The 13,755-nt window shown below is 60.5% G+C and carries 8 protein-coding genes and 2 pseudogenes; 9 read left to right on the forward strand and 1 reads right to left on the reverse strand.

The annotated features are described in order from the left end of the window. The 5 genes and pseudogenes from WBG04_RS19895 to WBG04_RS19915 form a co-directional block, all read left to right on the forward strand. Positions 1–813 (forward strand): annotated as a pseudogene (locus WBG04_RS19895) (hypothetical protein); the annotation flags it as partial. A gap of 162 nt (positions 814–975) precedes the next feature. Further along, the gene (gene tal, locus WBG04_RS19900) at positions 976–1,935 is read left to right on the forward strand and encodes a transaldolase (RefSeq protein WP_424316471.1); all 960 of its coding nucleotides are present in this window, start codon (positions 976–978) and stop codon (positions 1,933–1,935) included. A 187-nt stretch (positions 1,936–2,122) separates the two neighbouring features. Continuing rightward, positions 2,123–2,605 (forward strand): hypothetical protein, encoded by a 483-nt coding sequence (locus WBG04_RS19905; RefSeq protein ID WP_424316472.1) that lies wholly within the window; start codon positions 2,123–2,125, stop codon positions 2,603–2,605. 6 nt (positions 2,606–2,611) lie between these two features. Beyond that, on the forward strand, positions 2,612–3,643 hold the full coding sequence (locus WBG04_RS19910; protein ID WP_424316473.1) for a M23 family metallopeptidase: 1,032 nt from the start codon (positions 2,612–2,614) through the stop codon (positions 3,641–3,643). Positions 3,644–3,676: 33 nt separating this feature from the next. Continuing rightward, positions 3,677–4,138: a RidA family protein gene (locus WBG04_RS19915; protein ID WP_424316474.1), complete on the forward strand. Its 462-nt coding sequence runs from the start codon at positions 3,677–3,679 to the stop codon at positions 4,136–4,138. A 30-nt stretch (positions 4,139–4,168) separates the two neighbouring features. Here WBG04_RS19915 and WBG04_RS19920 read toward each other — a convergent pair whose 3' ends face one another. Next, positions 4,169–7,192 (reverse strand): DUF7133 domain-containing protein, encoded by a 3,024-nt coding sequence (locus WBG04_RS19920; protein WP_424316475.1) that lies wholly within the window; start codon positions 7,190–7,192, stop codon positions 4,169–4,171. A 132-nt stretch (positions 7,193–7,324) separates the two neighbouring features. Here WBG04_RS19920 and WBG04_RS19925 point away from each other — a divergent pair, with 132 nt between their 5' ends. From WBG04_RS19925 to dnaE, 4 genes and pseudogenes are all read left to right on the forward strand, one after another. Further along, complete coding sequence (locus tag WBG04_RS19925; RefSeq protein WP_424316476.1) at positions 7,325–8,104, forward strand: TatD family hydrolase; 780 nt, start codon at positions 7,325–7,327, stop codon at positions 8,102–8,104. Between the two features lie 182 nt (positions 8,105–8,286). Then, on the forward strand, positions 8,287–9,000 hold the full coding sequence (locus WBG04_RS19930; RefSeq protein ID WP_424316477.1) for a hypothetical protein: 714 nt from the start codon (positions 8,287–8,289) through the stop codon (positions 8,998–9,000). A 260-nt stretch (positions 9,001–9,260) separates the two neighbouring features. After that, on the forward strand, positions 9,261–10,925 hold the full coding sequence (locus WBG04_RS19935; protein WP_424316478.1) for a Y-family DNA polymerase: 1,665 nt from the start codon (positions 9,261–9,263) through the stop codon (positions 10,923–10,925). 88 nt (positions 10,926–11,013) lie between these two features. Further along, positions 11,014–13,755, forward strand: a pseudogene (dnaE, locus tag WBG04_RS19940) (DNA polymerase III subunit alpha); the annotation flags it as partial.

Below are 13,755 nucleotides of genomic sequence, written 5' to 3' on the forward strand. Positions count from 1 at the left end.
GTCGACATGGGCGTCAAAAAGAAGGGTCGGTTGGTCGATGGCAATGAACCCAATCCGATGCCGTACGAACATGGCATCGCCACCTATGCCTTGGGGGAAGCTACCACCTTCTGCAAACAACTTGGCCAGAACATTCCAAGGCTTGAGGAAGTCACTCAACAGGCAGGGCAGTTCATCATCGATAACCAGCACACGAAAACAGGCGGCTGGGAATACGGATATTCTGAAGACAAGCCACGTGGCGGGGACCTCTCCGTGACAGGCTGGCAAATTCAGGCGCTCAAAGCCTGCAAGCACACCGGTCTCGATTTTCGTGGCTTGAATAGCTGCATCAAGAAGGCTCTCGACTACGTTGAAGAATGCCAGGTCAGCGGCGGTGGCTTTTCCTATGTCCACAGCAAGCCCACAACCCACGCCAAGAACGGTTACTACTCGCTGACCGGTGCCGGCATGCTCTGCCTCCAGATGTGGGACAAGGAAAATTCCGCCGCCGTTAGACAAGGTGCCGCTTACATCACGAAGAACTCCAAATTCGAATACAACGGCCCGGACTGCGATCTCTACGCCCACTACTACGAAGCCCAGGCGATGATCAACCGAGGCGGGCCCGACTGGAAGAAATACAACGACATGTTCCGTGATCAGCTTCTCAACAATCAGGCCAATGACGGCTCCTGGAAGAAGCCCGGTGGAGGAAAGCCGGTCAATGGTCCAGCCTCCATCTATCTCACCAACACCCACTACCGGACCTGTCTCGCCATCCTGATGCTGGAAACCTACTACCGCTTCCTTCCCGGAACCGGCGGCAAGTAATCCACTCGCAAGAAATTCCCAATCTCATCGAGCGGCGGACCTTCCTCACGGGAGCCCGCCGTTTCGCATTTATGGCATGAGAGCGTTTCATCACCATTTCCGCAACTGCCACCGTTTTCCCCTCGCCTCCGGCACGCTCTCCCACTAAGCCCATTCCCAGACATGAGCGCTACCCAACTCGACCAACTCAAGGAATTCACCACCGTCGTCGCCGATACCGGTGACTTCGAATCGATGAAGGCGTACCAACCTCAGGACGCCACCACCAACCCGTCCCTCATCCTTCAAGCCGCTGGCAAGGACGAGTATCGACCCCTCGTCGAGCAGGCCGTCTCCGAACACAAGGATTCGTCCCTGACGGACGCCGCCCTCGTCGATTCCATCCTCGACCGCATCCTCATCATCTTCGGCCTGGAGATCCTCAAGATCGTCCCCGGCCGCGTTTCCACGGAAGTCGACGCCCGCCTCTCATTCGACACCGAAGGCACGGTCGCCAAAGCACGCCAACTGATCGCTGCTTACGAGAAAGAAGGCATCTCCCGTGACCGCGTGCTGATCAAGATCGCCTCCACTTGGGAAGGCATCAAGGCCGCCGAGGAACTCGAGAAGGAAGGCATCCACTGCAACCTCACCCTGCTCTTCTCCTTCGCCCAAGCCGTCGCCTGCGCCGAAGCCAAAGTGCAACTGATCTCCCCCTTCGTTGGCCGCATCCTCGATTGGTACAAAGCGTCCACCGGCAAGGATTATCAAGGAGACGAAGATCCCGGTGTCCAATCCGTCCGCGAAATCTACACCTACTACAAGAAGTTCGGCTACAAAACCGAAGTCATGGGTGCCTCGTTCCGCAACACCGGGGAAATCCTCTGCCTCGCCGGGTGCGACCTCCTCACCATCAGCCCCAAACTCCTCGCCGAACTCCAGGCATCGACCGAACCCGTCGAACGCTTCCTTTCACCGGAAGCCGCCGCCGGCGCGGACATCGAGAAAGTCTCATTCGATGAGAAAAGCTTCCGGCTCGCCCTCAACGAAGACGCCATGGCCACCGAGAAGACCGCTCAAGGCATCCGCGGATTCGCCGCCGACATCGTCAAACTCGAGGATCTCGTCAAATCGATGCTCTGATTCCTCCTCTGGAATTCCCAAGAATCTTCAATGGCCGGAGCGAAAGCTCCGGCCATTTTTTGCAAAATCCCCCTCGTCTCTCAGCGAATTCCTTGGATTTTCAGCACGATCTGGCAGTCACCACCGAGGATTCCCGAACCCGGACTTTTTCATTCACCCCGAGCCGGCTTCCAGTCACTCTCCAGCCATGAATTTTCCCCGCCTGCTCGTCCTTGCCATCGCCATGGCCTTCGTTCTTCCTGCCGACGCAGGGGGCAAAAAGAACAAGGACGCCATCATCGCCTTCCACATGGAAACCGATCCCGGTGACAACCACACGATGATCTTTACCCAGTTCGTCGCCGGAAAAGAACGGGTCTTCCGCCGCATGCCCGAAGTCGGAACCAAGGACATCGAATCCTTCAATCCCTTCCCCTCGCAGGATGGCGAGGGCTTCGGAATCGTCTTCAAGGTCAAGACCGCCGCCAAACACCGTCTCGCCGCGGTCACCGCCAATAGCTCAGGCCGCTGGTTCATCGCCAGAATCAATGGCCGCATCGTCGATGGCGTCATCGTCGACCAACAAATCAACGACGGCGAACTCGTCGTCTGGAAAGGCGTCTCCCTCGCTGAGGTCAACGAACTCGATCAACGCTTCCCACGCTTCGGCGCCAAGAAACCCCGTGGCTGAACAACCATGATCCGATCCCTGATCCTTTCTACTCTTCTCGCGACCACCGCTTTCAGCGAAGCGGTCAGCTACCAGCTGCCCACTGAAAACGAGCACCTCTTCACCGGCGAACCCGAGAAATTCTACATGTATGTCGACCGCACCTTCGAAGGCGTGTCGTCAAAACCATGGGAAGGCGGCGCCTTCGGACTGGTTCGCAACCCCATCCGCACCAGCAACGGCATCGAATACATGCGCCTTCATGAGGGCATCGACATTGCCCCGGTCAAACGTGACAAGGCCGGCAATCCCCTCGACCTCGTGATGTCGATCGCCGACGGTACCGTCGTCCACGTCAACGATTCATCCGGTCGCTCGAACTACGGAAGATACATCGTCGTCGCCCACCCGGTCGACACCAACGGTAGTGCCGTCTACAGCCTCTACGCCCATCTCGCCAAGGCCTCGGTCAAGCCTGGAGACACCGTCAAACGCGGTTCCGTTCTCGGTCAGATGGGCTACACCGGTGCCGGCATCAACCGCACTCGCGCCCACGTCCACCTCGAGCTCGGCCTCATGATGAGCCCGCGATTCGACGGCTGGATGAGGACCTATGGCGGCGGCACCAATCATCACGGCAACTTCAACGGCATGAATCTCATCGGCATGGACGTCGCCCGCTTCCTCACCGAACACCGCGCCAATCCCAGCCTGACCGTCCAGGATTTCGTCCGCAAAAGTCCCGCCTATTTCAAAGTCACCCTGCCGCGCGACGGCAGCCTCGAATTCGCAAAACTTCATCCATGGCTCGCCTACGGCGACCTCAACCGACCCGGACCCTCGTGGGAAATTTCCCTCACCGCCACCGGGCTACCGACCGGCATCTCCATCAGTCAGAGGAAAGTCAGCGCACCGATCGTTTCCTCCGTCCGTAACTCCGCTGGCCCCCATCGCTACCACACCCGCGGACTCCTCTCCGGCGAAGGACGCACCGCCACCCTCTCTAGCAGCGGCCAGAAACTCATCGCCCTGCTGGCTGGATCCTTCCCCAATCCGTAAGCGTCCAAGCTACGGCTTCCCACCCCATCACTCATGGACCAGACCCTCGAACACCTCCAATCCCTCGGCCACACCCTGCCCGAAGTCCCCACCCCCGTCGCCGCCTACGTCAACTGCGTTCGTAGTGGCAACATGCTCCACCTCTCCGGAGGCCTTCCCATCGATGGCGATCGGAAAATTCTCGGTAAAGTACCCACCGACGTTTCCATCGAAGAAGCCCAGGAAGCCGCCCGCATCATCATCCTCAACCGCCTCGCCGTTGTCCGCGGTGAAATCGGATCACTCGACAAAATCAAGCAGATCGTCGCCCTCAACGGATACGTCAGCTCGGAGCCGGACTTCTATGGCCACCCCCAAGTGATCAACGGTGCCTCCGAACTGCTGATCGAAATTCTTGGCGACCGCGGCAAACATTCCCGCACCGCTCTCGGCGTCGCGGCCCTGCCCCTCAACGTCGCAGTCGAAATCAATCTCGTCGTCGAGATTTCAGACTGAGCAGGTCCGCCTCGACGACCCGCTCGGCTGCTACTTCTTCAGCGATCCCATGTAATCGATCAGGTCGACGAATTCACCCAGCGAGAGACTTGCTGCCAATCCCGGAGGCATCATTGAGGTCGACTGGTGATCCCTCTTCACCACCTCGGAAGCCTTCAACTCGGTCGCGACTCCCGCGATATTCCGGATCTCGATCACTCCGTCTTCCTCACGGGTCACGAAGCCCATCTGTACCGAGCCGTCCTTCAGCGTGATCAGCTCCGTCTGAAAACCTTGAGCCACCACCTTGTTCGGATCGAGAATGGATTCGATGAGGTAGTCCCTCGTAAATTTCCCGCCAGCGGAGCCAAGATAAGGCCCCTTCTGCACCGCATCCTGATCCACCGCATGACAGGCAATACAACCTTGTTGGGAAAACAAAACCTGCCCCCTTGCCACATCTCCAGAAGCTTCCATCGCTGCCTTCATCACTTCCTCAGGAGAAAGATCGGCAACCATCTTGCCACCAGCTACTGACAAGGCCGCCAACATTTCACGCGTCCGAGTCGCCTCTTCAATGAGCGTGTCATTGTCGCTATCAATCGCGGCCTCGATCTGCTCATCGAATCCCCTCAACTTGAGATCCTGAAGGGCAAGGAAGAAGCCCACCTGACGGGGGTCATTCTTCACCATCTTGAGCGCCTGCTCCTTGAAACCCACCTTAACCAGCGGACTCTGGGAAAAGCTTAAAAGTGTCCTCCACGCAATGCGGCTCATCTGGGCATTCTCTTTCAGAGCAATCTCGTGCAGCCCCTCAAGCTCCAGCACCAGCGCCGGTGATGAAATGAAATCCGCAATTTCACGCTCCGCCACCTCGACACGACCTTCTTCATCGGCCCACTTGGAAAGAATCTCGATCCTGTTCTTCAAGACCTTGCCCGACTCACCACGAACCAAGGACCGATAACAACGAAGCCTGACATCCCATGGACGCCCCTCATCAAGCGCCGCACCTGTTAGAAGGGTCACACCCGCCTGATCGAGTTCCGCCGAACCAAGCGCCATCAGCAAGGGATCACGCGCACCCAGATCCAGCGTCGAGATATCGATTCGATTCTTCGCCATCACATCAATGATCCGTCCGTGCTCCGACTTGGGTGCCTTCGAAAAACCCCTCTCAAGGATCGCCTTCACTTTTGGCGTCCCCGACCACTCGGCGACAGCAAAATACGGACCGCGGTCATCAGGACGAGTCCCCCACCACTCCTTCTTGTCCCACTCACCCTCAGTAAAACAGAGACGCGCCAAAGCACTCATTACATCAAATCTCAACTCCTCATCCACACCCTCATGCATCAGCAACTGCTCCAGGCCCTCAACCACCTCTTCCTTGTGCATCAACTGAAGCCCCTGCAAGGCCACCTGACGGGTCGCAGGATTCTTTACGGCTTCCAGACAGGCCTCCCAAGCCTCCAAACCGCCCAGCACCCGCACGCAGGCATGAGGGATCCGATAGTCCTCACCTTCCCCGAGATGCCGTCGCTCTTCCCAGGTCTTCGAACCCAGCTTGATCAATCCAGGTGCCGCTTGCTTCGCCCCCAATCGACCCAGTCCGATCACGGCCTGCAACCGAACCCGGGCGTTCTCATCATCCAGCGCGTCGATGTAAGCCTGCACCGGCGCCCCTTCCAATTGATCACGGCGATCCGCGACCGCACGCAGCACGAACTCGCGAACCTCAGGGTCTCCACATTCCATCAAAGGCGCATTCGCCTTCGATCCATAGAGTTGCTTGAGGGTGAAGATCGCCGCCACACGGCCATAGAGCGGAACATCGCCATCCTGAATCATCTCCATCAAACCCTCGGCCATCTCAGGCTTCTGCCCTCGTTTGAGAATCTCCCGCTGAGCCTCCAAACGACGCACTGCCGAACGATGACCCACCTGACCTAACAGACCCGCATCTCCCATCTTCGTCAGATCAGGCCACTTCTCCACCTCCATCCCGGGAATTGTCAGACGTTGCACCATCCCCACCTTCACCCCCTCACCGGCGTAACGGAATCTCCCGCCACGCCAGTCGCAAACATACAAGCGCGACTCACCATCAACGTCGATATCCACCGCGCGTTCCAAATTCATGAACTCCTCCTGCCCGGCCTTGAAGCTCGCTTCAATGGCCTCAAGCGGATGACGGTAGATCTTACCCGTCGTCCAGTCACAGGTATAAAGCTGATCCCCGACCTCCCCCGGAAAACCCGGCTCATGAAGATACAGGGCACCTGTCCCGGAACCACCACCGACATCCAGCAGCGGCTTCACCGCCTCCGAAGTGAAATTCTTGTAGAGTCTCGGATACCCATGCTCCGATCCATTCGTGAAATGATGCACCCGTGTATCCCAACCCTTGCCATCATTCGTATTGTCGCGTGTGAAAAGATCAAGATAGGGGCTGATTGCCACATCGCAGTTGTTCCGCGTGTGATAAGAATACACTTCCAGTTGCGTCCCATCCGGTCGCACTCGCGCTACCCCGCCACCACGCATCGTCACCACTCTCCCATCGGTTCCAGTCGTTCCTTCCATCCCGAAGTCACCCACCGCGATATAAAGCCAGCCATCGATCCCCATCCGGCAACCATTGGTCGTATGGTCCGAGCCACGTGGATGATTCAGACCGAACCCGATATTCTCAAGTAGCACCTTGTGCTCATCCGCCACACCATCCCCATCCGTGTCACGGAAGGAACTCAGCAGAGGAGGATGAATGATATAGAGCGTATCACCCACGAAATGACCACCACGTGGACTGTCGATCTTCGGCACGAAATCGAAAAACTCATCCGCCTTGCCATCTCCATCCGTATCCCGACAGGAAACCACTTTCCCCACATCCCGATCCTTGCCAAGAGAACCGTTTCGATCCGCAGAAACATACACCGTTCCATCCGCCGCCGCAGTCAAAGCCGTGGGATATTCAACCCGCAAAGGCTCGGCAAAGTTCGTCATCTCAAACCCAGCGGGCGCCCCATGGACGAAAGGCGTCAGAGCAAGAACAAGAAAAGGTAATTTCATAGCGGAAAACCGACTCCCGAAGAGCAGGAGCTCCTCTTACGTGACCCTGCGTCGAAATCTTTTTCCCGATATCACAAATCCGTCATTTTTCCTGCTCATTGAAGTTTCGCCTCCAAAACGTAGGCTCCCAAAGTGCTCGACGCCCACAACCACCTCCAGCGCTTCGCCGATCCCGACCGCCTCATCGCCGAGATGAAGGCCGTTGGCATCACCGGCTGCATCGTCAACGGCACCTCCGAATCCGATTGGCCCCAAGTCGCCAAGCTCACCGATGACCACCCCGGCTTCATCCACCCCGCCTTCGGACTCCACCCCTGGTTTGCCCATCAACGATCTAACAAGTGGCTCGAAACCCTCACCTCATTCCTCGACCGCTTCCCCAGCGCCTCGATCGGCGAATGCGGACTCGATCGCTGGATCAAGCACCCCGCCCTCGACGAACAACTCACCGTCTTCCTCCCCCAACTCGCCCTCGCCCGCGAACGCAATCTCCCCATCACCATCCACGCCCTCAAAGCCTGGGGCCCGCTGTTGAAAGCCTTCGAAAAGGAACCTCCACCCGCCAACGGCTTCCTCCTCCACTCCTTCGGCGGCGCCCCCGAACTCGTCACCCAACTCACTCCGCTCGGCGCCCGATTCTCCTTCTCCGGCTATTTCCTCCAGCCACAAAAATCTGCCGTCCTCGATTCCTACCGCGCCGTCCCACCCGACCGACTCTTCCTCGAAACCGACGCTCCCGAAATGCTTCCCCCGGAGAAGTTCATCACCCACTCGCTTCCCGACGAACAAAATCACCCCGCCAATCTCCCCTCCCTCGCCCAAGCCCTCGCAAAACACCTCCAGCGCCCCACCGCCGACCTCATCCAGACCTGCACTCAAAACACCCAAAGCTACTTCGCCACGGACCGCTGACTTCAGTCGGCGCCTGACCCGTGGCTGCAGCGCCCCGCCGCTCCCGAATCCCCAGCCGCGTGGAAAAACAGTAATCCACCGATCAAGCCACCCCCTCTCAAAAACCCCGCAAAAAAACACCCGCACCCTAGACTGTTCACTTGAACATTTAAAAATCTCCGTCAAGATGCCCATCGCGCCCCATGCCAAGCGAAGCAATCATCGCCCTACGGAAACAACTCCGCGAGAAATTCCCCTCCGCCCATCGAGAGGGGCAAGGGCGTTCCCGCCCTGTCGCCTCGCCCCTGCAGTCCGAAGCCCCCCAAACCAAGCCCTCCCTCCCCCCCAAAGCCCGAGGAGCAGAGGCCAGCTTCCCACTCGGCACGCGGCACTTTCCCTCCGGCGCCATCACCGAAATCTCCCCCGCCTTTCCCTCCTGTGGCCTCTCCCTCATCATCGCCGCCCTCCTTTCCGAAAATACCGAAACACGGAAACACGGAAACACCAATCTCCTGGCTCTAGTCGACGCCCGCGACCGCTTCGACCCCGCTTCCTTCACTCCCGAGGAATGCGCCCGCCTCCTGTGGCTGCGCTGCCACGACACCTCCCAGGCCCTCCAAGCCGCCGACCTCCTGCTGCGCGATGGCAACCTGCCCTTCGTCCTCCTCGACCTCTCCGCCCTCCCCACCCGCGAGCTCCGCCGCATCCCCAATTCCTCTTGGCACCGCCTCCGTCAACTCGCCGAAACCACCGACACCACCCTCCTCGCCCTCACCCCCACCCCCCTCATTCCCCGCACCTCTCTCCGCCTCACCCTCACCCGCCCATTCACCCTCGACGACCTCCATCTCTCCCGCCCCGACCTCCTCGCCTCCCTCCAAACCCAAACCACCCGCCACCTCCACCGCACCGCCTGACCCCTCACAGGGGAGCGTGGACGTCCCGCCCACTTATCAACCCCACTATGGAGAAGGAGTTTTCAACTCCTTTCGCCTCACCCGCCCAACTCCGACAAACCTCCACCCCGCCGCCGAACGTCCACACCCCAGGAGTGGGGATTTCCAATCCCCAGCTCAACCCCAGCCCAGCACAACCCCAGCCCACATCTCGTTTTAACATTGGAAAATTGAACATTAAAAATTTCTTGTACCTCACCCTCCATCTCCCATCCCTCCCCTTGGAAGCTCTTCTCCGCCACCACCCGGAAAAGCGCCCCTTCCCCTGTGCCGTCGCCGCCACCGAGAAATCCCACCACTCCGTCCCGATCCTCGCCCTCAACCGCCGCGCCGCCTCCTTCCATCTCGAACCCGGCTTCTCCATCACCCGCGCCCTCGCCCGCTGCCCCCAACTCCACATCCTCCCCCGCGACCCCGACGCCGAAGCCCACGCCCTCCGCGACCTCCTCGAACTCGCCGAATCCCTCACCCCCGACTTCGAACTCACCACCCCCGACACCCTCACCCTCGACCTTCAAGGCTCCGCTGAATTCCATCCCCGACGCAACGCGTCGCAAACCAACACTGATCACTGCCCACTTGGCACTTGGCACTCTCGCGTCAGCGAGCTCGGCCTCCCCGCCCACCTCGCCACCGCCACCACCCCCGACCTCGCCCACCTCCTCGCCCTCTCCCCAAGCAGCTCCGACAGCCTCGTTTTTAGAGGCCCCCATTCGCGCTGGAGCCGTACCACCATCCAGCTCTCACCCGCCTGTGATGTTCCACAAAAAGTGTTCCACAGCCTCCCCCTCCAGCTCGCCCAGCAACTCCCCCATTTGGCATTGGAAAATGGGACATTGGAAATTTGCCACATGTGGGGAATCCACACCCTCGGCGATCTCGCCCAGCTCCCACACCAGGATCTCGCCGAGCGACTCGGCCCCGCCATCGCCCAGCTCCACGACATCCTTCACCACAAACTTCACCGACCCCTCTTCCTCATCCACCCTCTTGAATCATTCGTTTCAACCATCCACCTGGAACACCCCATTGATTCTTCAGTTGCTCTCATCTTTTTCATCCGAAAATACCTTCAAAATTTATGCAATCGTCTGATTTCAAGATATCTGTGCTGCATTCAAATTGAACTCAACCTGATCAATTCAAACAAAAGCTTAAATCGATTGATCGTTAGACTTCCTGAGCCCACTGCCTCCCCCGAAATCATCCTCACCCCCCTCCAAGCCCGGCTCGAAAATCTCCAACTTTCCGCCCCCGTCGAGAGCATCGAACTCTCCCTTACCCCCAGCGAATCGAGTCCCGCCCAGCACCAGCTTTTCGGTCACAGCATCCGTCAGCCGCACCGACTCACCGACACCCTGATCCGCCTCTCCGCACTCCTCGGCGACGACCGGATCGGCTTCCCCGTTCCCCACTTCACCCACCGCCCCGACACCTTCCACCTCGCCCCCGCCCACCGCCTTTTCAGCAACGCCGGCAGCCCGCCCCAAAAACAGGGGAGCGTGGGCGTCCCGCCCACTTATCAACCCCAACCCACACAACCCCAGGGCAAAGCCCCGAACTCTTCCACTTCTCACTCGGCACTCGCCACTCAGCACTCCGCCGAAGGCACCCACCCTCTCTCCCGCTACCGCCCACCCCTCGAAATCGCCGTCGCCTTCGATCCCCCAAAACACGGCCACCCCCAACCCCTCGCCCTCCTCACCGGCCCCCATCGCGGTCGCATCCTGAAACTCCACGGCCCCTTCCCCATCTCCGGCCACTGGTGGAGCCCTGGCGAGTCCTGGCAGCAACTCGAATGGGACATCCAGCTCGAAACCCACCACCTCCTCCGCCTCTCCCACACCCCCCCCGACCTCTGGCACCTCCAGGGCCACTACGCGTGAATCCATTTCCAAATCTCATCGGTGCCCGCACCGCAAATCTTCACTGATCACTTCTCACTGATCACTCGGCACTTCGCCGCAGGCGACCATGTCTTTCACCGAACTCAACGCCCGCTCCGCCTTCTCCTTCCTCCACGGAGCCAGCCTCCCCGAGACCATGGTCGCGCGCGCCGCCGCCCTCGGCTACCCCGCCATCGCCATCACCGACCGACTCGGCTTCCAAGGCTCCGCCCGAGCCCACGCCACTGCCAAAGCCCACGGTATCCGCGCCCACGTCGGCACCATCCTCGAAAGCAACGGCCTCCCCACCGTCGTCGCCCTCGCCGCCACCCGCCCCGGCTACTCCCAACTCAGCCAGCACCTCACCGATCAGGGGAGCGTGGGCGTCCCGCCCACTTATCAACCCCAGCCCCAATCCCGTCGCAAAGCGACGCACTCCTCCCTTTTTCACTTTCCACTTCCCACTTTCCACTCCCACGAAGCGGGCTCCGTCATCGCCCTCACCGGCGACCGCGACCACCAACTCTCCCGCCTCCTCCTCCAGGGGAAAAAAAACGAAGCCGAAGCCTTCACCCGGCAACTCATCCAGCAGTTCGGCCGCGACAACCTCTACATCCAGCTCACCCGCCACCACCTGCGCGACGACCCCCGCCTCAACCGCCAGCTCATCGACCTCGCCCGCCACCTTTCGCTCCCGCTCATCGCCAGCAACGCCCCGCTCCACGCCACCCGCGCCGACCGGCTCCTCTGCGACGCCTTCACCTGCCTCCGCCACCGCACCACCCTCGACCAAGCCGGCGCCCTGCTCGCCCCCAACGGCGAACGCCACCTCAAGTCCCCGCGCCAGATGCGCGAACTCTTCGCCGACCTTCCCGAAGCCCTCGCCAACACCCGGCGCCTCAGCGAGTGCCTCGACTTCACCCTCGAAAACCTCGGCTACCGCTTCCCCGACGCCCACGACGCCTCCGACCACCCCCTTTCCCTCGCCGAACAAGCCACCCAGCTCCGCCGCCACACCTACCACGGCGCCCACCTCCGCTACGGCACCTTTAGTAGCAAAATCAAGACCCAGCTCGAACACGAACTCGCCCTCATCCAGAAACTCGGCTTCCAGGGTTACTTCCTGATCGTCCACGACATCATGGACTTCGCCAAAGCCCACGGCATCTTTTGCCAAGGCCGCGGCTCCGCCGCCAACTCCGCCGTCTGCTATGCCCTCGGCATCACCAACGTCGACCCCATCGGCGGCGGCCTGCTCTTCGAGCGCTTCCTTTCCGAAAACCGCCGCTCCTGGCCCGACATCGACATCGACTTCCCCTCCGGCGACCGCCGCGAACTCGTCATCCAGCACGTCTTCGAAAAATACGGCCCGCGCGGTGCCGCCATGACCGCCAACGTCATCACCTACCGCCCCCGATCGGCCTTCCGCGAAATATCCAAAGTCCTCGGCTTCCCCCCCGCCATCGCCGACCGCTTCTCCGACATCCACGCCTCCCCAAGGAGCGGCGAAACCAGCAGCAAAGAGCCGTCTCCACAACAGGGGAGCGCGGGCGTCCCGCCCTCTTCACATCCCCAGCCACCCATCCCCAGCCCCACATCCCCAGCCCATACGGAGAAGGAGTTTGCAACTCCTTCCGCAACATCCCCAGCCACCCATCCCCCGTGCCTTTCACTTCGCACTGATCACTCGCCTGCCCGCCATCGCCTTGGCGACGGCGGAGCACTCGGCACTCCCGCGCAGCGGGCTCTAACAAACTTATTCATCCAATCCGGCATCCCCGCCTCCCACCCGCGCCTCCCCGCCCTCCTCCACCTCTACCAAGCCGTCCTCACCCTCCCGCGCCACCTCGGCCAGCACTCCGGCGGCATGATCATCTGCGACCGCGGACTCGATCACATCGTCCCGCTCCAGCCCGCCACCATGCCCGGCCGCACCATCGTCCAGTGGGACAAGGACGACTGCGAAGACCTCGGCATCGTCAAAGTCGACCTGCTCGGCCTCGGCATGCTCGCCGCCATCGAGGACGCCCTCGCCATCTGCGCCGAACGCGGCCACTCCATCGACCCCGCCACCATCCCCAAGGACGACCCCGCCGTCTTCGACATGCTCTGCCGCGCCGACACCATCGGCACCTTCAGGTCGAGTCCCGCGCCCAGATGGCCACCCTCCCGATCATGAAGCCGCGGACCTTCTACGACCTCGCCATCGAAGTCGCCATCATCCGCCCCGGCCCGATCGTCGGCGACCTCCTCCACCCCTACCTCAACCGCCGCCAGGGGATCCACGACATCGACTACATCCACCCCTCCCTCGAACCCATCCTCAAGCGCACCCTCGGCGTCCCGCTCTTCCAGGAACAGGTCCTGCGCATGGCCATGACCCTCGCCGATTTCGACGGCTCCGAAGCCGACGAACTCCGCCGCGCCATGGCCTTCAAACGTGCCGACGAGAAAATGGAGCACATCTCCCACAAACTCCGCCAGCGCATGACCGAGAAGAACATCCCTCAGGACGCTCAGGATAAGGTCGTCAAATCCATCGGCTCCTTCGCCCTCTACGGCTTCCCCGAAAGCCACGCCATCTCCTTTGCCCTGATCGCCTACCTCTCCTGCTGGCTGAAAGCCCACCACCCCGCCGCCTTCTACTGCGGCCTGATCAACAACCAGCCGATGGGCTTCTACTCCGTCAACACCCTCCTCGAAGACGCCAAACGCCACCGCGTCCGCACCAAACCCATCTCCGTCATCCATAGTAATTACGAAACCACCATCGAGGACCACCCAAAAACTCAACCTCAAGAAACTTTGCGTCCTTCGCGTCTTGGCGTTT

It is taken from the genome of Haloferula sp. (assembly GCF_049672945.1).
In the GTDB taxonomy this organism is placed as follows: Bacteria; Verrucomicrobiota; Verrucomicrobiia; order Verrucomicrobiales; family Akkermansiaceae; genus Haloferula.